This window comes from Trinickia sp. (assembly GCF_051953405.1).
Taxonomy (GTDB): Bacteria; Pseudomonadota; Gammaproteobacteria; order Burkholderiales; family Burkholderiaceae; genus Trinickia.
Genome location: NZ_JBQCIV010000122.1, coordinates 1 through 24,410 on the forward strand (window position 1 = coordinate 1; position 24,410 = coordinate 24,410).

Below are 24,410 nucleotides of genomic sequence, written 5' to 3' on the forward strand. Positions count from 1 at the left end.
CAATCAATCCAAATGTACGCAGAGGCGGAATGACATTCGCACTTGCGGACGCTGGTGTCATGCCCAATTCGGTTGCGTTGTAACTGGGTGAAACCTCGGCGGGTATTCGTTGCTTGAACTTGTCGCGAAGACCAAACCAACTACCTTTGGGAATCTTTGGATAGCCGCGCTTCTTGTTGTCTTCCGCCACGTTACACCCCGCTAGGTGAATGCCTATTTACCTACCCAGCCGTATTTTAAGAAGACGCTGCGGCCGGATGCTCTCAATAGCGCAAAATTGTGACATAAAACAGCACTTGGAGGGGACCTGCCCTATGGATGCACCAGTACCGAAGCCCACCCGCATTTGATAGTCACTTTGTCAGCCCAAAAACAAAAAACCCCGCAAATCATTGATTTTTCGGGGTTTTTTGAAAAATTCTGGCGGAAAGGGTGGGATTCGAACCCACGGTACGGTATAACCGTACACCGGATTTCGAGTCCGGCGCATTCGACCACTCTGCCACCTTTCCGACTTCTCGAACGGCGCGGCGAAAACACCGCCTCGCGTTCGTTTCACCAAGCTGGTCGCTGTTTGGCGAAGCGAAGATTATAGGATAGTCCTCGCAACATTCCAAGCCCTTTTTCGCAAAAAGTTGGAACGCCGCGCAACCCTCAGTTCGACGACGCGAGTTCGAGCCGCTCCACTCCACCCAGATACGGGCGCAACGCTGCCGGCACCGTGACCGAACCGTCCGCGTTCTGGAAGTTTTCGAGCACCGCCACCAGCGTGCGCCCCACCGCCAGCCCCGACCCGTTGAGCGTATGCAGCAACTCGGGCTTGCCCTGAGCGTTGCGGTAACGCGCTTGCATGCGCCGCGCCTGGAAGGCTTCGGTGTTCGAGCAGCTCGAAATTTCGCGATAGGTGTTCTGCGCCGGCAACCACACTTCGAGGTCGTACGTCTTCGCGGCGGAAAAGCCCATATCGCCCGTACACAGCGCCACCACGCGGTACGGCAGCTCGAGCTTCTGCAAAATCGCTTCGGCATGCCCGACCATCTGCTCGAGTGCTTCATACGATGCCTCGGGGGCCACGATCTGCACCATTTCGACTTTGTCGAACTGGTGCTGACGGATCATCCCGCGCGTGTCCCGGCCGTAGGAACCGGCCTCGGAACGGAAGCACGGCGAATGCGCGGTGAGTTTGATCGGCAACGCTCCGCCGTCGACGATGCTGTCGCGCACCGTGTTCGTCAGCGAAATCTCGGACGTCGAGATCAAATATTGCGTCACCACGTTCTCGCCGCCGCCCTTCTCCACGCGGAACATGTCGTCGGCAAACTTCGGCAGTTGCCCCGTCCCGTACAGAATCTCGGGATTGACGATGTACGGCGAATACACCTCGGTATAGCCGTGCTGCTGCGTGTGGGTATCCAGCATGAATTGCGCGAGCGCGCGATGCAATCGCGCCATCGCGCCGCGCAGCATCGTGAAGCGCGCACCCGACAGCTTCGCGCCCGTTTCGAAATCGAGCCCGAGCGGCGTGCCGACATCGACGTGATCCTTCACCTCGAAATCGAACTCGCGCGGCGTGCCCCAGCGGCGCACTTCGACGTTGTCTTTTTCGTCGGCGCCCGAAGGCACGCTTTCGTGCGGCAGGTTCGGCATTTCCAGCATCAACTTCGACAAGCGCGCTTGCACGTCCTCGAGCTGTGCGGCCGAGGCTTTCATCTCGTCGCCGATCCCGCCCACTTCGGCCATGAGCGCCGTGGTGTCCTCGCCCTTGCCCTTCATCGCGCCGATCTGCTTCGACAAGCTGTTGCGCCGCGATTGCAACTCTTCGGTGCGGGTCTGAATGGCCCGGCGTTCGGCTTCGAGCGCCGAAAACCCGGCCACGTCGAGCGTGTAGCCGCGAGCGGCAAGGCGCTTCGCGACGCCGTCGAGGTCTTTGCGCAGCAACTGGATGTCGAGCATATCTAAGTACGATTCGTTTCGAGGGTGAAGTCGCGATTTTAACGCACCGGCGCCGTGTGCCTACTCGCCCTTCGTCTTGTTTTCGCGCCGCCAAGCCGCGTCGAGTTCCGCTAGCCGCGACAGCTTCTCGCCAATCTTGCCCTCTAGCCCGCGTGGCGTCGGCCGATACCAATGCGGCTCGCGCATGCCGTCGGGCAAATAGGTTTCCCCGGCCGCATAGGCATCGGGCTCGTCATGCGCGTAGCGATATTCGTGGCCGTAGCCGAGTTCTTTCATCAGCTTGGTCGGTGCGTTACGCAGGTGCACCGGCACGCCGCGCGAACGATCCTTGCCGACGAAGCGCCGCGCTTCGTTATAAGCCGAGTAGCCCGCATTCGATTTCGGCGCCACGGCCAGGTAGATCAGCGCTTGCGCCAAAGCCAATTCGCCTTCGGGCGTGCCCAGGCGTTCGTAAGTCTCGGCCGCGTCGAGCGCAATGCGCGGTGCGCGCGGGTCGGCCAGGCCGATATCCTCCCACGCCATGCGCACGATCCGGCGTGCGAGGTAACGCGGATCCGCCCCGCCATCGAGCATGCGGCAAAACCAGTACAGCGCACCATCGGGATTGCTGCCGCGCACGGACTTGTGCAAGGCGCTGATCTGATCGTAGAAGGCGTCGCCGCCCTTATCGAAGCGACGCAGGTTCTCCGTCAGCGCACTGGCGATCAGCGCGCCGTCGATGCTTTCGGCCTTTTGCGCCTTCGCAGCACGCGCGACGATTTCGATGTTGTTCAGCAGCTTGCGGCCGTCGCCGTCGGCCGATCCGATCAGCGATTCCTTCGCTTCGTCGGTCATCTCCACGGTGCCGAGCGCCGCCAGCGCACGATCGAGCAACTCGCGCTGTTCGTCGTCGTCGAGACTTCGCAGCACATACACCGCGGCACGCGAAAGCAGCGCGCTATTCACTTCGAACGAGGGGTTTTCCGTCGTCGCGCCGATGAAGACGAACAAGCCCGATTCGACGTGCGGCAAGAACGCGTCTTGTTGACTCTTGTTGAACCGATGCACCTCGTCGACGAACACCAGCGTGCGCCGCCCGTGCGCGCGGTGCGCCTGCGCCAGTTCGACCGCCTCGCGAATGTCCTTCACCCCCGACAGCACGGCCGATAGCGCGATGAATTCGGCGTCGAACGCGTTCGCCATGAGACGCGCCAGCGTCGTCTTGCCGACGCCGGGCGGCCCCCAAAGAATCATCGAATGCGGCTCGCCCGATTCGAAGGCCACCCGCAACGGCTTCATCGGTCCGAGCAGATGCTTTTGGCCGATGACGTCGTCGATCGTGCTGGGCCGCAGCCGCTCGGCAAGCGGCATCCCGGCGCGGGTCTCTTCAAACATGGCGTGGTCCGTATCGTGGCCGCGCAGCCGGCGATCAAGCACGGCCGCGCAAGCGCGAGCACAAGCTCGAGGCACACCCGGTACCGGGGCGCCTCATCCGTCGATCATCCGTTGATCACGTCGGCGCCCTTGGGCACCGTGAACTTGAACGCGCCCGCCTTCATCGGCGGATTCTTTTGAATATTCGAGAACGTGAGCAACGTCACATTGCCGAACACGTCGTGCAATTCCATCGCTTCGAGGTTGCCGTCGCGAAAGCCGATGCCGATGTCCTGAAACTGCGTATCGCGCGCTTTCGGCGTGAGTTCGAGCCAGTCGATCCCGCCCTTCACGCCCGCGTCGCGCAGCGTGAAATTCTTCTCGAGATCGTTGCTGCCGAACAGGATCGCAGCCGGACTCGCGCCCAACGCACCGCCGAGCTTGCGGATCGTGACTTGGTTCAGATCCTTGTCGTAGACATACAGGTTGTCGCCGTCGGCTTGAAGCACTTGCACGTAAGGCTTCTCGTACGTCCAAATAAACTTGCCCGGGCGCGCGAACACGAAGGTGCCGCTCGACGTCCCGCCGATCGTGGGCACGACCGAACCGCTCGCCGGCGCATTCTTCGGCGGCGCCTTCACTTCGCGTTGGACGAAATCGCCTCGCGCCGATTGCACTTGCGCGACGAATGCCTTCAATTGCTCCGTGCCGCTCGCGAACGCGGCCGGCGCGGCCGCCACGAGCAGCGACATGCCGAGCGCGGCGGCCTTCACACCCTGCGCGAGCGCACGCCAAACGGCGCGGGACGGCGAACGGTCGCCGGGTCGGATCGAATACTGCGTCGAATTCAAAATGACTCTCCGTGATAAGTCGGAAAACGCGCGCGGCGGCGAGGCCAAGACGAGGTCAAGAGCGGCAAAGAGGCGGCACACGTACGGCTTGCGCCGCCCTCCCGCCTCAGTCGCCCTCGCGCGACGGGACCAAAATCTCGCGATTGCCGTTCGACGACATCGCCGAGACGAGGCCCGATTGCTCCATTTGCTCGAGTAGCCGCGCGGCCCGGTTATAGCCGATGCGCAGGTGGCGCTGCACGAGCGAGATCGAGGCGCGCCGATGCTTGACGACGACCTCCACCGCCTGGTCGTAGAGCGGATCGGATTCGTCGCCGCCCTGCCCGCCGCCGGCCGCCGTGCCTTCGTCGCCCTCGCCCGCCAAGCCGCCTTCGAGCAAGCCTTCGACATAGTTCGGCTCGCCCTGCTCCTTGAGCTTTTCGACGACGCGATGCACTTCGTCGTCGGAGACGAACGCGCCGTGCACGCGCACCGGCAACCCGCTGCCGGGCGGCAGATAAAGCATGTCGCCCATACCGAGCAACGATTCGGCGCCTTGCTGATCGAGAATCGTGCGCGAATCGATCTTGGACGAAACCTGGAATGCGATTCGCGTCGGCACGTTCGCCTTGATGAGGCCGGTGATGACGTCCACCGACGGGCGCTGCGTGGCAAGGATCAAATGAATCCCGGCCGCCCGCGCCTTCTGCGCGATCCGCGCGATCAGCTCTTCCACCTTCTTGCCGACGACCATCATCAGATCGGCCAGCTCGTCGATCACGACAACGATATGCGGCAAACGCGTGAGCGGTTCGGGCGCATCGGGCGTCAAGCTGAACGGGTTGGGCAGCTTTTCCTCGCGCTTGGCCGCATCGTCGATCTTGTTGTTGTAGCCGGCCAAGTTGCGCACGCCGAGCTTGCTCATGAGCTTGTAGCGGCGCTCCATTTCGGCAACGGCCCAATTGAGCGCATGGCCGGCCTGGCGCATATCGGTGACGACGGGGCACAGCAGATGCGGAATCCCCTCGTAGACGCTCATTTCGAGCATCTTCGGATCGATGAGGATCATGCGGACATCTTCCGCACTCGCCTTGTACAGCAGCGAGAGGATCATCGCGTTGATCCCCACCGATTTGCCCGAGCCCGTCGTACCGGCGACGAGCAAGTGCGGCATCTTCGCCAGATCGGCGCACACCGGATTGCCGGCGATGTCCTTGCCGAGACCCATCGTCAGTTTCGACGGGCCGTCGGCATACACCTCGGAGCCGAGGATTTCCGACAGACGCACAGTTTGGCGCCGCTGGTTCGGCAGCTCGAGCGCCATGAAGTTCTTGCCCGGGATCGTTTCGACGACGCGAATGGACACGAGCGAGAGCGAGCGGGCCAGATCCTTGGCCAGCCCGACGATCTGGCTGCCCTTCACGCCCGTTGCAGGCTCGATCTCGTAACGTGTGACGACCGGCCCCGGATAGGCCGCGACGACGCTGACGTCCACGCCGAAATCCTTGAGCTTCTTCTCGATCAGGCGCGAGGTGAATTCGAGCGTATCGCCCGAAATCGTCTCTTGCGTGGCCGGCGCCGGATCGAGCAGTGCGATCGGCGGCAGCGTCGAATCGCCGGGAAGATCGGCGAACAGCGGCACCTGCTTTTCCTTTTCGACGCGCTCGGATTTCGGCGGCGTCGTGACGGCCGGCACGATCGTGATGGGCTCGTGATCTTCGAGCCGCACGCGGCTTTGCTCGACCTTGCCCTCGCGCTTGACGGCCGCTTGCTCGCCGAGCTTGCGGTCGCGCCCCGCCTCGCGCCGCAGCTTGGCGAACGTCACGGCGGAGATGATCGATTCGCCCACCCGTTCGGCCACCGACAACCACGAAAAACGGAAATACAGCGACAGACCGATTCCCAGCGCAAGCAACAACGCCAGCGTGCCGCCGGTGAAGCCGAGCGCGTGCGAGACGCCGCGCGCCACGGCGTCGCCCACGATGCCGCCCGGCGCCCGCGGCAGCGGCACCCGCAGCGACCACATGCGCAACGCCTCGATGCCGTCGCTGGCCAGCAGCACGAGCACGAACGCGAAGGCATCGGCAATCCACGCGCCGTCGTGCGGCGCGTCGTCTTCGGTCTCGCCGTGCCGATTCAAGCGGCGGTAGTTCGCGACGATTCGGCGCACGAGCAACACCATCCACCAATAGGTGGACAAGCCGAACAGCAGCAGCAAGATGTCGGATGTCCAGGCGCCGACGCGGCCCGCCCAATTGGCGATACGGTCGACTTGCGCGGCGTGCGTCCAGCTCGGGTCGTGGCGGCTGTAACTGACGAGCGCCATCGCGAGGAACACGGCGAGCGCGACCTGCAAGATCCAACGGATTTCGGTGAAAAGGCGCGACATGCGGTGCGGTAACGCTTGCGCAGGCGCCGAATAGGGAGCTTTGGCCATGAATCCGTAGCGGCATGGCGGGCAGACCCGCCAGGAGTTCGATGCGGGCTATTGTAAACGTTGCGTCGCACCGCGGGCTGTAAATGACCGTAACCGCGCCGCCGCGGCCCTTCCCGCCCCTGCATGCGCCTCTGCACGCGCCCAATGCGGCGCAGGCTATCGCGACGATTGAACGCGCCTTCAGCGGCGCGGCGAGCGCACCTTTATAATTACGCGGGTATGCCCAACTAACGTGCAGTCGCAGTGCGCGCGTGCTTCGACCGAGCGCGCCGCACGCCCACCGGGCAGCATCCTTGCATCACCTTTCTTACGGAACGAATAATCATGTCCACGCGCAAACACGCCAAAGTGCTCATTCTCGGTTCCGGCCCCGCCGGCTATACGGCAGCCGTCTACGCCGCGCGCGCGAACCTTGCCCCCGTCCTCGTGACGGGTCTTGCCCAAGGCGGACAACTGATGACGACGACCGACGTCGAGAATTGGCCGGCCGACGCGAACGGCGTGCAAGGCCCCGAACTCATGCAACGGTTCCTCGAGCACGCCGAGCGCTTCAATACCGAGATCGTGTTCGACCACATTCATACCGCCAAGCTGCACGAAAAGCCGATTCGGCTGATCGGCGATTCGGGCGAATACACGTGCGACTCGCTGATCATCGCCACGGGCGCCTCGGCTCAGTATCTGGGCCTGCCGTCGGAAGAAGCGTTCTCGGGCCGCGGCGTGTCCGCCTGCGCCACGTGCGACGGTTTCTTCTACAAGCAGCAGCACGTGGCCGTCGTCGGCGGCGGCAACACGGCGGTGGAAGAAGCGCTGTATCTGGCCGGTATCGCGAAGAAAGTCACCGTGATCCACCGCCGCGACAAATTCCGCGCGGAGCCGATCCTGATCGACCGTCTCCTCGAAAAAGAGAAGGAAGGTGTCGTCGAGATCAAATGGAACCACGTGCTCGACGAAGTCACGGGCGACGATTCGGGCGTGACGGGCGTGCGCGTGAAGCACACGCAAACGGGCGAGGCGGCCGATATCGCGCTGCAGGGCGTGTTCATCGCCATCGGCCATAAGCCGAACACGGATATCTTCGAAGGCCAGCTCGAGATGAAGAACGGCTACATCATCACGAACGGCGGCCTGAACGGCAACGCGACCGGCACGAGCGTGCCCGGCGTGTTCGCGGCCGGCGACGTGCAAGATCACGTCTACCGCCAAGCGATCACGAGCGCCGGCACGGGCTGCATGGCCGCGCTCGACGCGCAGCGTTACCTCGAAAGCGTCCACGAACTCCATCAAGAGCGCGTGATGAGCGCGGAAGCCGACCGTTAAAATAGCGTCCGTCGGCACGGCTCGGCCAGACGCTAGACGCTAGACGTAAGGCGGCCGGGCACCATCGCCTCGAACGAGGGCCGCGGCCGGCAAGCGCGCGGCCCTTTTTGCGCCATACGAGCGTGGGGGCATGCGCGAGGTCCGTCGCCTTCGCGTTCTTTTTCAGTCGTCGTCGGTGTTCATCATGTCCAAGAATCGTCCTCGTCCGAGCGAGACCCAGCGCCCCGAGCCCGGTGCGCGCGCATCGAGTCTCGCCGATCTCGCCAAGCTGCGCGACGCGCTTAAGCAAGACGCGGCGGAGCGCGAACGGCAGCGGATCGCGGCAGCGAAGGCTGCACGGGAAGCCGCGGCCGATGCCGACTTGTTCCGGCGCGAGGTGGGTCAGGTCGCACCGATCGCCGCTGCCGCGCGGGCCGCGCATGGGCGCACGCCGCCGGCGGCGCTGCCGCTGCAAACCCGCCTCGACGAGCAAGCCGTGTTATCCGAAGCGATTTCCGACGAATTCGACCCCGAGGTCCTGCTCGATACCGACGAGTCGCTGTTCTACTGCCGCCCCGGCATCAGCCATGAAGTCGTGCGCAAACTACGCCGCGGGCATTGGATCGTGCAAGCGCAACTCGATTTGCACGGCATGCGCCGCGACGAAGCGCGCGAGGCGCTGGCCGAGTTCATCCGCGAGACAGTAAAGCGCGGGCTGCGCTGCGTGCGCGTGATTCACGGCAAAGGCCTGGGCTCCATCGGCAAGGAGCCGATCCTGAAGGGCAAAGTACGGGCTTGGCTCGTCCAAAAAGCGGAAGTGATCGCGTTTTGCCAGGCGAGGCCGCACGACGGCGGCGCCGGTGCCGTGCTCGTGCTGCTCCAGCCCGGCCCTGCCCGGCCCGGTTCGGCGCGCCCCGACCGAGGGGCCGCCAGTGCATCCTAGGCTCACGTTCGCACTCGCCGTTATCGAGGGGCTAGCGATCCTCGCCTATGCGTTCTCAGGTTTCATCGAGGCGCGCAAGCGCCGGCTCGATGCCGTCGGCACGTTCCTGCTAGCGCTCGCTACGGCCTTCGGCGGCGGCACGGTGCGCGACGTCCTGCTCGAGCGGCGTCCGTTCTATTGGGTCCAGCACGAAGCGTACGTCGTCGTCATCTTCGTGCTCTCGCTCGTCGCGCCTATCGTGCTGCGCATGGCCTCGCGCGTGTTCAACGAACGCGCCTTGCTCGTGGCCGATGCGATCGGCCTCGGCCTATTCAGTATCTCGGGCACGTCGATCGCCCTCGATGCGAATATGCCGGCGTTCATCGCCGTGCTGATGGGCGTCGTGACCGGGGTGTTCGGCGGCATCATTCGGGACGTCGTCTGCAACGAAGTGCCGCTCTTGCTGCGCGACTCGCGCCCCTATGCCACGTGCGCATTCGCGGGTTGCTGGCTTTATCTGCTGCTCGACCGCCTGCAATTCGATTCGGTCTACAGCGTGATCGTCGCCACCGGCTTCATCCTCATCGCTCGCCTCGTCACGTTCAAATTCAACGTACGCTTGCCGCATTGACGGAACCCACCGAAACCGAGCCTGCGTCAGCCTGGCTCAGCCCGCCGTGACGTCGACCGCGACGTCGACGGTATGCTCGCCGCCGCCAAGAATGATCCCGCGCAACAGCGATACGTCGCTGTAATCGCGCCCGAGCGCGAGCGTCACATGGTCGAGATCCGCCAGGACGTCGTTCGTCGGATCGAGATCGACCCACCCCGTTCCCGGACAGAAGACCGATACCCAGGCATGCGAGGCATCCGCCCCGACGAGACGCGGCGTGCCGCCAAGCGGCACCGTACGCAAATACCCGCTTACGTATCGCGCCGCCAAACCGAGCGAGCGTAGCGCGCCGATCATCACCTGGGCGAAGTCCTGGCACACACCCTGGCGCAAATGGAAAGCGCGCAATGCCGGCGTATCGAAGGCCGTCGTTTGCGGCTGATAGGCGAACTCGGTATGAATCCGATGCATGAGATCGATGGCCCCCTCGACGAGCGGCCTGCCGGGCGTGAAGCTCGGCAACGCGTACTCGCGCAGCTCGGATGCGAGCGCGATATTGGGCGAGGCGAAAACGAACTCGCTCTCGGGCCGATACGCCGCGCCCGCGCGATAACGCAAATCGGCGGCGACGCCCTCCCATGCCGGCGTCGCGCTAGGGACGAGATCGCCCCATCGGCGCGTCAGCACGACCGTGGTTTCGCTCGTCACCTGCAGACGATCGTGCGGCGTATCGAAGGAAAAATAGCGCACCTCATTGCCGAACGGATCGACATGCGACGTCTCGTACGACGGCGCAGGATCGATGCGCAAACCGTGCGATTCGACGCGCTGCCAGGGGCACCCGAGCGGACGCATCGTCGCCAGATGTTGAGCCGTTTCCACCGGCATCGAATAGCGGTAGGTCGTGACATGCGTCACCGACAGTCGAACCTCGGCACTCATGACGACACCCTCGACGCGGACGCGTTATCCGCATGAATGAAATAGCGCGCACTGATCTCGCTCGAGGCGCCGGCGACATGCGATGCCAGCTCCGCACACAGGGCGGTGAGCGTGGCGTAACGGCCGGCCGCATCGGTGCCGCACAGGCGCTCGAGCGGCGGCAGCGACGACACCGGCGGCATCGCCTCGCCGAACGGGCGCCGCGCCGGGCCGCCCGCCGCGACGGCAATCTCGTCGAGCTTTTTCGCCAGACGCTCGTACACGCCGTAAAGCCCGCGCGGATTCGTCGGATCCACGACGACAAGATCGATCAGCGCCGGCACCTCCAGGCGCCCCGGGTAGAGCGTTCGATAAGTCAGCGTGCTGTCGAACAGTTGCAGCAGCAGATCGAAGCCGGCCGGCGTCGCCAGAACGCCCGCATCGGCCACCACCTGCAAGAACGTCGTCATGCCGATCACGCGTTCGATATGGCGCCCCGCGAAAAGCAGCCGCCACGCTTCATCGCGCACCATCCGATCGCCCTGCGCGCCGCTGATCGCGGACAGCTGCATGGCAAGCGTCTCGAGCGCACTCATCAGCGCCACGCGGTCGTACGATTCGTGGCGTTCGGCGCGCACGGATTCGTCGCCAGAGCGCGGCGCGCCCCCCATCGGCGGCGCGAGCGAGAGTGCATGCAACGCATCGCGGAAATCGTTGCGCGCCGCGAGTATCGTGCGCCAGTGATCGTTGGAGAGCCTCGCTCGGATTTCGCCGCAGGCGCGCGCCTGGCTCGCGATGATGCTGCCCACGCTCGCGGTGCCCGAATGCTCATGCAAGCCCGCCGCGAGCGCACGCTCGAACGCATGGCGCGTGCCGTGCGCGCTAGCGTCGCTCGCCGAAATGAGTTCGAAGCGCGCGGCAAGTTCGACCAGCGTCGCGAGCATCTCTTCGGAATCGTGATTGTCGAGCGAGCCGAGGATCAGCCGCGCGAGGCGCACGCTGTTCTCGGCGCGCTCGCAATAGCGGCCGGCCCAAAAAAGATTCTCCGCGGCGCGGCTCGACACCGTGCGACGACGATGAGCGAAATCGCCGGGCTTCATCGGCGAAGGCAAGAGCGAAAACGTCGAACCGGGCCGGCTCGACAACACCCATGTATCGACGCTGCTGCCGCCCGATTGCATCGATACGCTCGTTTGCCGCTCGCCGGCCATGCGCGTGAACGCCCCCGGCAGCACATGCCAATCGCCCGAACTCCCGGCGATCGCGTAGACACGCAACGCGCACGGCCGATGGGTCAGCGCCCCATCTTCGTAGCGCGGCGTGCACGAGTGCGGCAGCGCGGCTTGGATCGTGAACGCGTCGGGCGCCGCTTCGATCCGTGCGCGCCAGTCGGCAAGCCGCTGCGGGCCCGCGGCGAGGCCGGGCGGCATGTCGGACGACGCCGGATGCGGCAGCCCGGCCCACGTCGGCACGAGCGAGCCCTGCGCGAGCCGCGCGAACGCGTCCTCGCGTACGGCCGCTTCGCCGCACCACCAACTGGCGACGCTCGGCAAGACGAGCGTTTCGCCGAACAGCGCGGCGGCGATGCCGGGCAAGAAGCCGTGCAGCGCGGCGGACTCGACGACGCCGGCACCGGGCGCGTTCGAGACGACGACGTTGCCGGCGCGCATGACCTGCAGCAAGCCCGGCACCCCGATGGTGGAATCGGCGCGCAGCTCGACCGGGTCGCAAAAACTATCGTCGAGCCGGCGCAGCAAACCATGCACACGCTCGAGGCCGGCGAGGGTCTTCAGATAGAGCTTGTCGCCGCGCACGGTGAGGTCGGTGCCCTCCACGAGCGTGAGGCCCAGATAGCGCGAGAGAAAGGCATGCTCGAAGTAAGTCTCGCTGAAGGGGCCGGGGCTCAGCAGGGCGATATGCGGCGAACCGGCCCGCGCCCGACGTTCGTCGTCGGTCATCGTCGTGCGCGCGGCCTGGGCAAGCGTCGCAATCAACTGCGAGTACGACGGCGCCAGGCGCTGTACGCCGAGCGAGCGAAACGGCTCGGCGAACAAGCTGGCGACGATCAGTCGATTCTCGAGCGCGTAGCCGAGCCCCGATGGCGCCTGGGTGCGATGCCCCATGACGGTCCATTGGCCGTCCGGCCCGCGCGCGATGTCGACGGCGACGATCTGCAGATATCGCCCGCCCGGGGGGACGCAGCCTTTCATCGCGCGCACATACCCGGGGTGCCCGAACACGAGCGCCGGCGGCAGCAGCCCTTGCGCCAGAACGCGCTGCTGCCCGTAGATATCCGCCACGAGCGCCTCGAGCAGCCGCGCGCGCTGCGCGACGCCGCGCTCGATCACGGCCCATTCGTTCTCGTCGAGGATGAACGGCAGCGGATCGAGCGCCCAGGGCCGCGACTCGCCGTTGTCGGCATAGGCGTTGTAGGTGATGTCGTTGTCGCGCACTTGCCGCGCGACCGCTTGCGCAGCGTGCTCGAGACCGGCCACCCCGTCTTCGCCGAGCAGCCCGAAAAAGCGCCGCCAGGGCGCGCGCGGCGCGCCCGCCGCATCGCGCAATTCGTCCCAGTGGCCCTCCGGGGCCGGAACCTCGTACAGGCGCGCAAGTACATCGGCGACATCGGCCGTTACATCGAACGGCAGGGACGATTGAAAAGGCAAATGGCTCTCTGGCTTGGGTCAGACGTCGAACTAGACACGCCGCAGATCGAGCGTAAAGGGCATCTCGAGGCTGCGCTCGTGTGTCTTCACGGGTATCGGTCCGGGCGTATGGCCGATCGTGAAGAAACGCGCGCGCCGCCGGCTCTGCGCTTCATAGGCGTTGACGGGAAACGTCTGATAATTGCGTCCACCCGGATGGGCGACATGATACTGGCATCCGCCGAGAGAGCGCTCGGACCAGTTGTCGACGAGGTCGAACGTGAGCGGCGCATGGACACCGATGGTCGGATGCAGCGACGCCGCCGGCTGCCACGCGCGAAAGCGCACGCCCGCCACGTACTCGCTCGCGCGGCCGGTGGGCTGCAGCGGCAGGGGCACCCCACCCACCGTCACCGTATGGCGGCTTTCGTTCAGGCCGAGCACGCGCACCTCGATACGCTCGAGCGAGGAATCGACGAAGCGCACGGTGCCGCCCGGCGCGCCTTCCTCGCCCATGACGTGCCAGGGTTCGAGCGCGTGACGCAGCGTCACCGCGACGCCGCTGGCGTCGAACTCGCCGACGAGCGGAAAGCGAAATTCGAAGTGCGGCGCGAACCAGGCGCGATCGAACGTATAGCCGGCCGCGTGCAGATCGGCCAGGACGTCGTCGAAGTCCATTTGCACGAACGTACCGAGCATGAAGCGATCGTGCAGCTCGGTGCCCCAGCGCGTGAGTCGCGTCGTGTACGGCGTGCGCCAAAAGCGTGCCACGAGGGCGCGCAGCAGCAGTTGCTGCGCAAGGCTCATGCGTGCATGGGGCGGCATTTCGAAACCGCGCAGCTCGAGCAGGCCGAGCCGGCCGGCCGGGCCATCGGGCGAATAGAGCTTGTCGATGCAAAACTCGGCGCGGTGCGTGTTGCCGGTCACGTCGATGAGAATGTTGCGCAAGCTGCGATCGATCAGCCAAGGCGGCACGCGCTGCCCCGCTTCGCCGAGCGATGCCAGCGAATCGAGCTGACGCTGCAATTGCCGAAAGGCGATTTCCAGTTCGTAGACCTGATCGTTGCGCGCTTCGTCCACACGCGGGGCCTGACTCGTCGGGCCGATGAACAACCCCGAGAACAAATACGACAACGACGGGTGGTTATGCCAATAGGCGATGAGACTGGCGAGCAGATCGGGCCGGCGCAGGAATGGGCTGTCGGCCGGCGTGGCGGCACCGAGGACCATGTGGTTGCCGCCGCCCGTGCCGGTATGGCGCCCGTCGAGCATGAACTTCTCGGGCTCGAGGTACGATTCGCGCGCAACACGGTAGAGATACTCGGTGTTCTCGACCAGTTCGCCCCACGTCGCCGCCGGATGGATGTTGACTTCCACCACGCCCGGATCGGGCGTCACTTGCAGCAGCTTCAGTCGCGCGTCGCGCGGCGGCGGATAGCCTTCGATGACGATCTTCACTTGCAAATCGGTCGCCGTCGCCTCCACCGCCGCGAGCAGATCGAGGTAGTCGTCGAGGACGGCAAGCGGCGGCATGAACACATAGAGCGCCCCGCCTTGGCTTCCTGACGCCACGGAATCGGCCTCGGCCTGAGGCCCAGCCGCGCGCGCGGGATCGCGCGCCTCCACGCACAGCGCCGTGCGCCGCACCGATGCCGCGGACTCGCCCCGCTCGGGTATTCGCGTATCGGAAGCGGCAGCGCGTGCGTGCTCAGTCCGGGCCGCAGCGGCGGCGTCATCCGACTCGCGCGTCGCATATTGCGCCCGCAGTTGCGCGGCGCCGCGTAATGCCGTCGGCGGCCCGAACGGATCGCTCTCGTGCAGCCACGGATAATCGGCCGCACTCGCCCAAGGCAGCGAATCGAGCGGCAAGCGATACCCCATCGGCGAATCGCCCGGAATCAGATACATGCGCTCATCGCGAAAGAACCAGGGTCCGGTGACCCAGCGCGGACCGGCGAGCGTAGCGGTTGTATCGCGTTCTCGAGCAAGCGGCAGCGCGTAGCCGGTCACCGCCGACAGGCCCGCATCGAAGACCCGCCGCAGCCGCAATCGTTCGAGTTCGTCGTCGAGCCGCGAGTCGAACGGATCGACGTTCACCGGCAAACGCCGCTCGCGCCAGAGGTAGTACCAAACATCTTCGTAGCCGGGCTGCACCTGCCCGGCATCGACCGCGAGCTTATCCGCCAGATGACGAATGAAACGCTGCGCATCGTCCGCCGTGTAATGCATCGGCTCGCGTTCGTCGGCGAAACGCGTCGGATCGTGCCAGCAAGGCTCGCCGTCCTCGCGCCAGAACAGCGACAGCGCCCAGCGCGGCAACTGCTCGCCGGGATACCACTTACCCTGCCCCACATGCAAGAAACCGTTCCCGCCATAACGGGCGCGCAACTTATCCATCAACGCGACCGCATAGCCGCGCTTGGTCGGCCCGAGCGCATCGGTGTTCCACTCCGGCGCATCGCGATCGCGCACCGAGACGAATGTAGGCTCCCCGCCCATCGTCAACCGCACATCCATCGAGGCGAGATCGGCGTCGACCGAAGTCCCCATGCGTTCGATGTCGCGCCACACAGCTTCGTCGTACGGCTTCGTCACACGAGGCGTCTCCAGCACGCGCGTAATCGACATCGTGTGCCCGAATTCGACCTCGCATTCGTCGAGCGCGCCCGATATCGGCGCGGCGCTGCCCGGTTGCGGCGTGCAGGCAACCGGAATGTGCCCCTCGCCCGCCATGAGCCCCGACGTCGGATCGAGCCCGATCCACCCCGCGCCCGGCAGAAATACTTCGCACCAGGCGTGCAGATCGGTGAAATCGACCTCCGTGCCGCTCGGACCGTCGAGCGCCTTTTCGTCGGCGGCGAGTTGCAGCAGATAACCCGACACGAAGCGCGCCGCGAAGCCGAGCTGACGCAGCGTTTCGACGAGCAGCCAGCCGGTGTCTCTGCACGAGCCCGAACCCTTTTCGAGCGTTTCCTCCGGCGTTTGCACACCGGGCTCCATGCGAATCAAATAGCCCACCTCGCGCGCCAGCCGCCGATTGAGCGCCACGAGAAAATCGACGGTGCCGCAAGCCGAGCGATCGATGCTTTCGATGAACGCTGCGAAACGCGGCGTCGGCTCGGTATTGCGAACGAGATACGGCGCGAGTTCGGCGGCGAGCGCCGGCGCATAGTCGAACGGAAATGTCTCGGCCTGCGGTTCGAGAAAGAAATCGAACGGGTTGTAGACCGACATCTCCGCCACCAGGTCCACGGTCACGCGGAACTCGCGGGTGGGGTCGGGAAAGACGAGACGTGCCTGATAGTTCGCAAAAGCATCTTGCTGCCAGTTCACGAAGTGATTCGCCGGCTCCACGCGCATCGAGTAGCTGAGGATGGGCGTGCGGCCGTGCGGCGCCGGACGCAGCCGGACGATTTGCGGCCCTAGCGCGACCAGGCGGTCATAGCGGTAGTGCGTGACATGGTTTAACGCGACGCGGATCGACACGGGTGAACCTCGATGCGATGAACGAAACAGATTCGGGCCACCACGCTCATGCGGCGTGCGGTTGGGTCGGCGATTGCGATTGCGATTGCGATTGCGATTGAGAGAGCCCTTGCGATGCGAGCGGCACTTCGGCGCTGGGTCCCTCTTCGGGCGCGAGCGGCACCAGAAAATCGCGGCTGATACAACTGCCGAGTTCATTGATGCGCACGAGAAATTCCGTGAGCCACAGATGCAGACCGCCGCGCAAAATGTCGCCGATCTGCGCGGCGCACACGTGTGCATGCAGCTGCGCGATCATCGCTTCCGCCTGCGCGGAACGCGCGTTACGCACGTGCTTGATGATCCGGGTGAGTTCGTCGAGACTGGCCGCAAGCGAACGCGGCCAGTCAGCGAACAGGATCAGCAAACTAGCGACGCGCTCGGGCACGATGACGTCGCGATAGACCTTGCGGTACACCTCGAACCCCGAGACCGAGCGCAGCAGCGCGGCCCAGTGATAGTAATCGAGCGACTGCGCGACCGGCTGGACCGACACGCCGCCGTGCTGCTCCAGCATCTCGTATTTCACGTCGAGAATACGCGCGGTGTTGTCGGCGCGCTCGAGAAAGGTGCCAACCCGCATGAAGTAGAACGCTTCGTCCCTCACCATCGTGCCGAGCTGCACGCCGCGCGAGAGATGCGAGCGGAACTTGACCCATTCGAAGAACTCGCACGGATCGCGTTCGAGCACGCCGTCGGCGAGCATACGCTGCGCATCGAGCCAGGTTGTGTTGAGGGTCTCCCACAGTTCGGTCGTAATCGAGCCGCGCACGGCACGGGCGTTTTCGCGCGCCGCGCGTAAGCAGTTGACGATCGACGACAGGTTGTCGCGATCGCTCGCCATAAAGGCGATCACATCGCGGCTCGTCATGCTCGGATGCGCGGCCGCATAGATCTCGGCGAGTTCCGAGATCGACAGCATCGCGCGCCAGCCGAGCGCGGCGTACTCGTCCGATTGCGGCACGAGCGCAAGCTGGTAATTGGCATCGAGCATGCGCGCCGTATTTTCGGCGCGCTCGGTATAACGTGCCATCCAGAAGAGATGGTCGGCAGTGCGGCTCAGCATGATGTCTCCGGTGCGGCGTAGTCAGAAGCGATGTCGGTCGGGGCACTGGCCGCCGATTACTGCTCGAGCACCCAGGTATCCTTGGTGCCGCCGCCTTGCGAGGAATTGACGACGAGCGAGCCTTCGCGCAGCGCGACGCGCGTCAATCCGCCCGGCACCATGCGCACCTCGCTGCCGGACAGCACGAACGGACGCAGATCGATATGACGCGGCGCAATGCCGCTCTCCACATACGTTGGGCAAGTGGACAGCGCGAGCGTGGGCTGCGCGATGTACTTCTCGGGCTGCGCCACGAGCGCGGCCCGGAACGCCTCGATCTCCGCGGCGGTCGAAGCGGGTCCCACCAGCATCCCGTAACCGCCCGCGCCGTGCGTTTCCTTGACGACCAACTCCGGCAAATGGTCGAGCACGTAGCGAAGATCGTCCGCCTTGCGGCACATCCACGTCGGCACGTTGTTCAGAATCGGCTCCTCGCCCAGATAGAAGCGGATCATGTCGGGCACGTACGGGTAGATCGATTTGTCGTCCGCCACGCCGGTGCCCACCGCGTTGGCAAGCGTCACGTTGCCGGCGCGATAAGCCGAGAGCAAACCGGCCGCGCCGAGCGTCGAATCGGGACGGAAGACCTCCGGGTCGAGAAAATCGTCGTCCACGCGCCGGTAGACAACATCGACTCGCTGCGGCCCCTGCGTCGTGCGCATGTAGACGAAGCCGCCGTCGACGTACAAGTCTTGTCCCTCGACGAGTTCGACGCCCATCTGCTGCGCGAGAAACGCGTGCTCGAAATACGCCGAGTTGTACATGCCGGGCGTGAGCACGACGATCGTCGGGTTGTCCATGCCGTGCGGCGCGGCCGCACGCAGCGTGTCGAGCAACAGATCCGGATAGTGCGCGACGGGCGCGACCCGATTGCGGGCAAACAGATCGGGGAAAAGCCGCATCATCATCTTGCGGTTTTCGAGCATGTACGACACGCCGGATGGCACGCGCAGGTTGTCCTCGAGTACGTAGAACTCGCCGGCACCGGCGCGCACGATGTCGATGCCGGCGATATGCGCGTAGATATCGCGCGCCACGTCGACGCCTTGCATCTGCGGACGGTATTGTCCGTTGGCGAGGATTTGCTCGGCGGGCACGACACCGGCCCGCACGATCGCCTGCTCGTGATAGATATCGTGGATGAACCGGTTCAGCGCGCCGACACGTTGGCGCAGCCCCTGCTCAAGCGCCGCCCATTCGTGCGCCGGAAAGATGCGCGGGATCACGTCGAACGGAATCGTCCGTTCCGTGCCGGCACCGAGCGCGTCCTTCGCGCCGTAGACGGCAAACGTGATGCCGACGCGGCGAAAGTTCAGCTCGGCTTCCGCGCGTTTGTCGCTCATTTGCTGCTCGCTCTGGGCGCACATCCATGAGAAAAACGGATGGTAGTGCGTGCGAGCTTCGCCGCACCCGTGAAAGTCGGCGGCCGGCACACCCGCGATCGCGGGCCCATTGCGCTCGAACATCTCGCTGAAGAAGGCTTGCTTCATGGCCGATATTCCCGTTCGTTGTTAGGGCCGCTCGCGCGCACGCGCGAGACCCCCGGTCGAGTCCGGCTGCGGCCCTCGCGAGGGGCAGCCGTTCGGTATCAAGCATTCTTCGACGAGGCGGCCGCACGCGACGGCCGTCCTCGGCAGTCCGGTCGAATGCTGCGCGACGCGGACACCCCTTCAAGGTAGCGCGCGACCCACCACTGCGCGACACGGGGAAAACCCCCGATCCGTGCGCTCGCTTGCCCCATGAAGGGTTGAAACGCAATTAGGCAATTTGCATGCCGACGCCCGCGCGGCGGACCTGTCAGCGGATTCGGCAAAAGACGGAGTAAGGATCGGGGGCCGTTGCGCACCGGCATGGCGCGGCGTTCGGATTTGCGCGCACCGCAATGGGTCGCTAGGCGAAAAATCGCACAAATAGTTGGCAGTGCCGGTGACTGCCCTCGGAAACCGAGGCTGAGACTCGGATTTAGATACGACGCGGGGCGCTCGAAGCGCCCCGCCGAAGAGTCGAACCGAATGGCTTGCGCTTAGGCGATGCGCGCTTCGGTCGACGGGTCGAACAACACGGCCTTGGAGACATCCGCGAGCAACGTCATGTCCTGCTGCGCTTGCGGGTTCGAGGCCGGATGCACGCGGCTCACCGTACGCTTGCCGTTGATCTGCGAGAAGACGAGCGTATCCGGGCCCGTCGGCTCGATGACGTCGACCTTCACGCGCAGCGGCTGCAAATCGGCGCTGTTGGCATCGTGGGCACCACGGGCATCCGTCAGGCGCTCGGGGCGCAAACCGAGAATGACCTTTTGCCCGACATGCGATTTCACACGATTCGCTTCGAACGGCAGTTTCAAAACGCCGCGCTCGACGCCCGTATCGATCTCGAGGCCGATACCGGCACCTTGTTCGACGAGCTGACCTTCGATGAAATTCATCGGCGGCGCGCCGATAAAACCGGCCACGAACAGATTCGACGGCGAATCGTAGATCTCTTGCGGGGCACCGAACTGCTGCACGACGCCATCCTTCATCACGGCGATCCGATCGCCGAGCGTCATCGCTTCGATCTGATCGTGCGTCACGTAGACAATCGTCGTGCCCAAGCGCTGATGCAGCAGCTTGATCTCCGAGCGCATCTCGATCCGCAGCTTCGCATCGAGATTCGACAGCGGTTCGTCGAACAGGAACATGACCGGATCGCGCGCGAGCGCCCGGCCCATCGCCACGCGCTGACGCTGGCCGCCGGACAGTTGGCCCGGCTTGCGATCGAGCAGGTGATCGATCTGGAGCATCGACGAGACGCGATCGACGATTTGCGCCTGTTCCTTCTTCGGCACCTTACGGATGTTCAAGCCGAACGAGATGTTCTCGCGCACCGTCATCGACGGATACAGCGCGTACGACTGAAACACCATGGCGATGTCGCGATCTTTCGGCGACAGATTGTTGACGACCTTGCCGTCGATGCAGATCTCGCCTTTGGTGACCGTTTCGAGGCCGGCGATCATGTTGAGCAGCGTCGACTTCCCGCACCCGGAGCCGCCGACGAGAATCAAGAACTGACCGTCCTCGATTTCGATGTCGACACCCTTCAGGACGGGCACGCCGTTCGGATAGGTCTTGTATACGTCGCGGATGGAAAGGCTTGCCATGCTGAAAATCCTTTAATCTGCTCTGCTTTCGAATATGCGATGCGTTCGTTGTGCGGCGCCCCGCTCGGGTACTGCGCCGCTAGGCAAACGAAACGTCCAATCAGCCCTTCACCGCGCCCGCCGTCAAACCGCGCACGAAGTAGCGGCCGGCCACAACGTAGACGAGGAGCGTCGGCAACGCGGCGATGATCGCCGCAGCCATGTCGACGTTGTATTCCTTCACGCCCGTCGACGTATTCACGAGGTTGTTCAGCGCCACCGTGATCGGCATCGAATCGACGCCCGAGAACACGATCCCGAACAGGAAGTCGTTCCAGATCTGCGTAAATTGCCAAATCACGCAGACCATGAAGATCGGCAGCGAAACGGGCAGCAAGATCCGCGTGAAGATCATGAAGAAGCCGGCACCGTCGATACGCGCCGCCTTCACGAGTTCGGCCGGAATGCTCACGTAGAAGTTACGGAAGAACATCGTCGTGAAGGCGATCCCATACACCACGTGGACGAACACCAGCCCGGAGATCGTATTCGAGATCCCGACCAACCCGAGCAGACGCGCCATCGGCAGCAAAATCGCCTGGAACGGGATGAAGCATCCGACGAGCAGCATCGTGAATACGGCATCCGCGCCGCGGAAGCGCCAGTGCGTCAGCACATAGCCGTTGAATGCGCCGATGATCGACGAAATCAACACGGCCGGAATCACCATCTGCACCGAGTTCATGAAGAACGGACGCATGCCGTCGCAACGCACGCCCGTGCACGCCTCGCTCCATGCTTTCACCCACGGGGCGGTCGTCCAATGCGTGGGCGGCGTGAGCAAGTTGCCCGTGTGCAGCTGATCGAGATCCTTGAACGACGTGGACAGCATCACGTAGATCGGGAACAGGAAGTACAGCGCGAACAACAGGAGCGCAGCGTAAATGAACGCGCGACTGAACGTCATCTTAGGCTGCATTGCGGGTGCTCCTCGATTCCAAGTACATGAGCGGGACCAGTACGGCAACGACGGTGGCGAGCATCATCATCGACGACGCCGCACCCACGCCGAGCTGCCCGCGGTTGAACGAGAACGTGTACATGAACATCGCGGGCAGCGACGACGACGTACCGGGGCCGCCGGCCGTCAACGCGACGACGAGGTCGAACGTCTTGATCGTGATGTGGCACAGGATCAGGAGCACCGAGAAGAACACGGGACGCATGCTCGGAATCACGATCTTGCGATAGATCGTGGGCAGCGTCGCGCCATCCACTTGGGCCGCCTTGAAAATTTCCGCATCGACACCGCGCAGACCCGCGAGGAACAGCGCCATCACGAAGCCCGTCGATTGCCAGACGGCCGCGATCACGATGCAGAAGATGGCCTTGTCCGGATCGTCGAGCCAGGTGAACGAGAAGCTCGTCCAGCCCCAATCGTGCAGCACTTTCTCCAGACCCAGCGCCGGGTTCAGAATCCACTGCCAGGCCGTGCCCGTCACGATGAACGAGAGTGCCATCGGATAGAGAAAGACGGCGCGCAACGCACCTTCGTTGCGGATGCGTTGGTCGAGCAAGATGGCCAGGAAGAGCCCGAGCCCGATGCAGATTGCGATGAACGGAATCCCGAACCAGCCGAGGTTCTTCGCCGAGGTCCACCAAACGTCGTTTTGAAAGAGTTCGCTATAGCGCGTGAGGCCAGCGAACGTGTAGTTGGGCATCAGTCGCGACTTCGACAGCGACAGATAGCCGGTAATCAGAATGAAGCCGTAGACGAATACAAGGCTGATCGCCACGCTAGGCGAAAGCACGAGCTTCGGGATCCAGCGATCGGCAAGGGCCGATATCGACGAGGTGCGGTGGGGTACGTGCGCCACGTTGTTCCCATTCCCGCTGAGAGAGGAAGCCACTGCTCGACTCCTGAGTACTTGCGTGCCGGCCGAACGATTCCAGTGCGCGCGAAACGCGCGGCCGGCGAGAGTGACGCGGGCGGTGTGCGAGCCATCGGCCCACCGCCCCTGGAACAACGCTTACTTCGTTTGCGCGGCCTTCGCGAGCGCGGCGACTGCATCTGCCGACGATTGGTTCGAGTTCATGAACTTCGTCACGACGTCGCTCATCGCGCCAGCCGTGGCATCGCCTTGCGCCATGCCGTGTGCCAGCGACGGCACATAGCCGCCGGCCTTGATCGCGGCTTGCTCATCCGAGTACGACTTCTTCGCGCAATCGTCGTAGCTGCTCATGTCGACGCCCAGGCGAACCGGGATCGAGCCCTTGTACAAGCTGAACTGCTTCTGGAACTCGGGGCTCATGATCGTCTTCGCGAGTGCGAGCTGGCCCGGCGTAGCGGCCTTCGCGCCCTTTTGCTGGAAGAACACGAACGAATCGACGTTGAACGTGTACGCCTTCGCCGTGCCCGGCACTGCCGCGCAGACGTAGTCGACGCCCGGCTTCTTGTTCGCGTTAGCGAACTCGCCCTTCGCCCAGTCGCCCATGAACTGCATACCGGCCTTGCCGTTGATGACCATGGCCGTGGCCAGGTTCCAGTCGCGGCCCGTGCGCGAGCTATCGAAGTAGGTCGTGAGCTTGCGAACCGTGTCGAAGACCTTGACCATCTGCGGCGACGTGAGCGTCTTTTGGTCGAGATCGACGATCGCCTTCTTGTAGAAATCGGCGCCTTGCGACAGCACGACGTCTTCCCACACCGTGAAGTCTTGCCACGGCTGGCCGCCCATTGCGATCGGCATGATGCCGTCGGCCTTCATCTTGTCGGCGAGCTTGAAGAACTCGTCCCAGTTCGTCGGCACTTTGCCGCCGGCCTTATCGAGCGCGGCCTTGTTGATGTACAGCCAGTTCACGCGGTGCACCGAGAACGGCGCGGCGACGTAGTGGCCGTCGGCCTGCATGATCTTGTCGATTTGCGGCGGCAGGTTCTTCTTCCAGTCTTCGCTCTTCGCCACCGAATCGATGTTCACGAGCACGTCTTGGTCCGCCCATTCCTTGATCAGCGGGCCCTTGATCTGCGCGGCGCTCGGCGCGTTGCCCGAGATCACCTGCGTCTTCAGTGCAGTCATGGCTGCGGCACCCGCGCCGCCTGCCACGGCGAAGTCCTTCCACGTGTAGCCTTGCTTCGTCATGTCGTCCTTCAGGACGCCGATGGCCTTCGATTCCCCGCCCGAGGTCCACCAGTGCAGCACTTCGACGGATTCACCCGCCTGAGCCGCCGACACGCCCAGCATGAGCCCCGTGGCGCACAGCGCAGCCATGATCGCGCGAACTTTCAGTCTTTATCTCCTCCAGACTACTGACCAAGTAACGAGTGCTCCCCTCTTCGACTGGCTGGGGAACGGTGGTTGGGTGCAACAGACAACACTGGATGTGGCCGAATGCCGACTCGCGTGGCGCGCACATGCGCCGACGGGCCGAACGCGGCCGCGAAGGATCGCCAGGAAATGCGTGCTTCCAAGCTTGGGCGACTGTCTCCTCTTTTAAATTCGGCCGGCCCGCGTCGCGCGGTTCCAGCTCGGGGAGGCAGCGCCATCCAAACCGCGCTGCTAACATGCACGCGCGGTATGAATCGGGTACGCGGCGCACTGCCGGCGATCGACGCTCGCAACCTTGACGCGACAGCAGGGCCGCAAAGGTTTTTGCATTCGATCGACGTTACATCTTGATTTGGATTGTAG

16 protein-coding genes, 1 tRNA gene and 1 pseudogene are annotated in these 24,410 nt (G+C 64.2%); 3 read left to right on the forward strand and 15 right to left on the reverse strand.

The genetic code is table 11. The annotated features are described in order from the left end of the window. The 6 genes and pseudogenes from ACTHN9_RS21280 to ACTHN9_RS21305 form a co-directional block, all read right to left on the reverse strand. Positions 1-190 (reverse strand): annotated as a pseudogene (locus ACTHN9_RS21280) (hypothetical protein); the annotation flags it as partial. A 231-nt stretch (positions 191-421) separates the two neighbouring features. Further along, positions 422-512 (reverse strand) — tRNA-Ser (locus ACTHN9_RS21285). A gap of 142 nt (positions 513-654) precedes the next feature. Then, positions 655-1,953 (reverse strand): serine--tRNA ligase, encoded by a 1,299-nt coding sequence (gene serS, locus ACTHN9_RS21290; RefSeq protein ID WP_440538762.1) that lies wholly within the window; start codon positions 1,951-1,953, stop codon positions 655-657. 60 nt (positions 1,954-2,013) lie between these two features. Next, positions 2,014-3,327 carry a replication-associated recombination protein A gene (locus ACTHN9_RS21295; RefSeq protein WP_440538763.1) on the reverse strand — a complete coding sequence of 438 codons (1,314 nt, stop codon included), beginning with the start codon at positions 3,325-3,327 and terminating at the stop codon, positions 2,014-2,016. A gap of 104 nt (positions 3,328-3,431) precedes the next feature. Beyond that, positions 3,432-4,079 carry an outer membrane lipoprotein chaperone LolA gene (lolA, locus tag ACTHN9_RS21300; protein WP_440538776.1) on the reverse strand — a complete coding sequence of 216 codons (648 nt, stop codon included), beginning with the start codon at positions 4,077-4,079 and terminating at the stop codon, positions 3,432-3,434. A gap of 184 nt (positions 4,080-4,263) precedes the next feature. Beyond that, the gene (locus ACTHN9_RS21305; RefSeq protein WP_440538764.1) at positions 4,264-6,573 is read right to left on the reverse strand and encodes a DNA translocase FtsK; all 2,310 of its coding nucleotides are present in this window, start codon (positions 6,571-6,573) and stop codon (positions 4,264-4,266) included. Positions 6,574-6,897: 324 nt separating this feature from the next. On the opposite strand from ACTHN9_RS21305, the gene trxB reads away from it, so the two are divergent. The 3 genes from trxB to ACTHN9_RS21320 all read left to right on the forward strand — a co-directional run bounded on the left by trxB (position 6,898) and on the right by ACTHN9_RS21320 (position 9,425). After that, complete coding sequence (gene trxB, locus ACTHN9_RS21310; RefSeq protein WP_440538765.1) at positions 6,898-7,893, forward strand: thioredoxin-disulfide reductase; 996 nt, start codon at positions 6,898-6,900, stop codon at positions 7,891-7,893. A 184-nt stretch (positions 7,894-8,077) separates the two neighbouring features. After that, positions 8,078-8,815 (forward strand): Smr/MutS family protein, encoded by a 738-nt coding sequence (locus ACTHN9_RS21315; protein ID WP_440538766.1) that lies wholly within the window; start codon positions 8,078-8,080, stop codon positions 8,813-8,815. Further along, the gene (locus tag ACTHN9_RS21320) at positions 8,805-9,425 is read left to right on the forward strand and encodes a trimeric intracellular cation channel family protein (RefSeq protein ID WP_440538767.1); all 621 of its coding nucleotides are present in this window, start codon (positions 8,805-8,807) and stop codon (positions 9,423-9,425) included. The genes ACTHN9_RS21315 and ACTHN9_RS21320 overlap by 11 nt, the downstream gene beginning before the upstream one ends. A gap of 36 nt (positions 9,426-9,461) precedes the next feature. Here the strand turns inward: ACTHN9_RS21320 and ACTHN9_RS21325 are convergent, their stop codons facing one another. The 9 genes from ACTHN9_RS21325 to ACTHN9_RS21365 form a co-directional block, all read right to left on the reverse strand. Continuing rightward, positions 9,462-10,349, reverse strand: coding sequence for a transglutaminase family protein (locus ACTHN9_RS21325; RefSeq protein WP_440538768.1), 888 nt, complete (start codon positions 10,347-10,349; stop codon positions 9,462-9,464). Further along, on the reverse strand, positions 10,346-12,994 hold the full coding sequence (locus ACTHN9_RS21330; protein WP_440538769.1) for a circularly permuted type 2 ATP-grasp protein: 2,649 nt from the start codon (positions 12,992-12,994) through the stop codon (positions 10,346-10,348). The genes ACTHN9_RS21325 and ACTHN9_RS21330 overlap by 4 nt, the downstream gene beginning before the upstream one ends. Before the next feature lie 30 nt (positions 12,995-13,024). After that, positions 13,025-16,459, reverse strand: coding sequence for a DUF2126 domain-containing protein (locus tag ACTHN9_RS21335; RefSeq protein ID WP_440538770.1), 3,435 nt, complete (start codon positions 16,457-16,459; stop codon positions 13,025-13,027). A 46-nt stretch (positions 16,460-16,505) separates the two neighbouring features. Next, positions 16,506-17,564, reverse strand: a complete 1,059-nt coding sequence (locus ACTHN9_RS21340; RefSeq protein WP_440538771.1) for an alpha-E domain-containing protein — start codon at positions 17,562-17,564, stop codon at positions 16,506-16,508. Positions 17,565-17,620: 56 nt separating this feature from the next. Then, a complete protein-coding gene (locus tag ACTHN9_RS21345; RefSeq protein ID WP_440538772.1) occupies positions 17,621-19,093 on the reverse strand; it encodes a circularly permuted type 2 ATP-grasp protein in 1,473 nt (490 codons plus the stop codon). Positions 19,094-19,626: 533 nt separating this feature from the next. Next, complete coding sequence (locus ACTHN9_RS21350) at positions 19,627-20,745, reverse strand: ABC transporter ATP-binding protein (RefSeq protein ID WP_440538773.1); 1,119 nt, start codon at positions 20,743-20,745, stop codon at positions 19,627-19,629. A 100-nt stretch (positions 20,746-20,845) separates the two neighbouring features. Then, a complete protein-coding gene (locus ACTHN9_RS21355) occupies positions 20,846-21,703 on the reverse strand; it encodes a carbohydrate ABC transporter permease (RefSeq protein ID WP_440538774.1) in 858 nt (285 codons plus the stop codon). After that, positions 21,693-22,634, reverse strand: a complete 942-nt coding sequence (locus ACTHN9_RS21360; RefSeq protein ID WP_440538775.1) for a carbohydrate ABC transporter permease — start codon at positions 22,632-22,634, stop codon at positions 21,693-21,695. The genes ACTHN9_RS21355 and ACTHN9_RS21360 overlap by 11 nt, the downstream gene beginning before the upstream one ends. Before the next feature lie 120 nt (positions 22,635-22,754). Continuing rightward, positions 22,755-24,008 (reverse strand): ABC transporter substrate-binding protein, encoded by a 1,254-nt coding sequence (locus ACTHN9_RS21365; RefSeq protein ID WP_440538777.1) that lies wholly within the window; start codon positions 24,006-24,008, stop codon positions 22,755-22,757. Between the last annotated feature and the right edge of the window lie 402 nt (positions 24,009-24,410).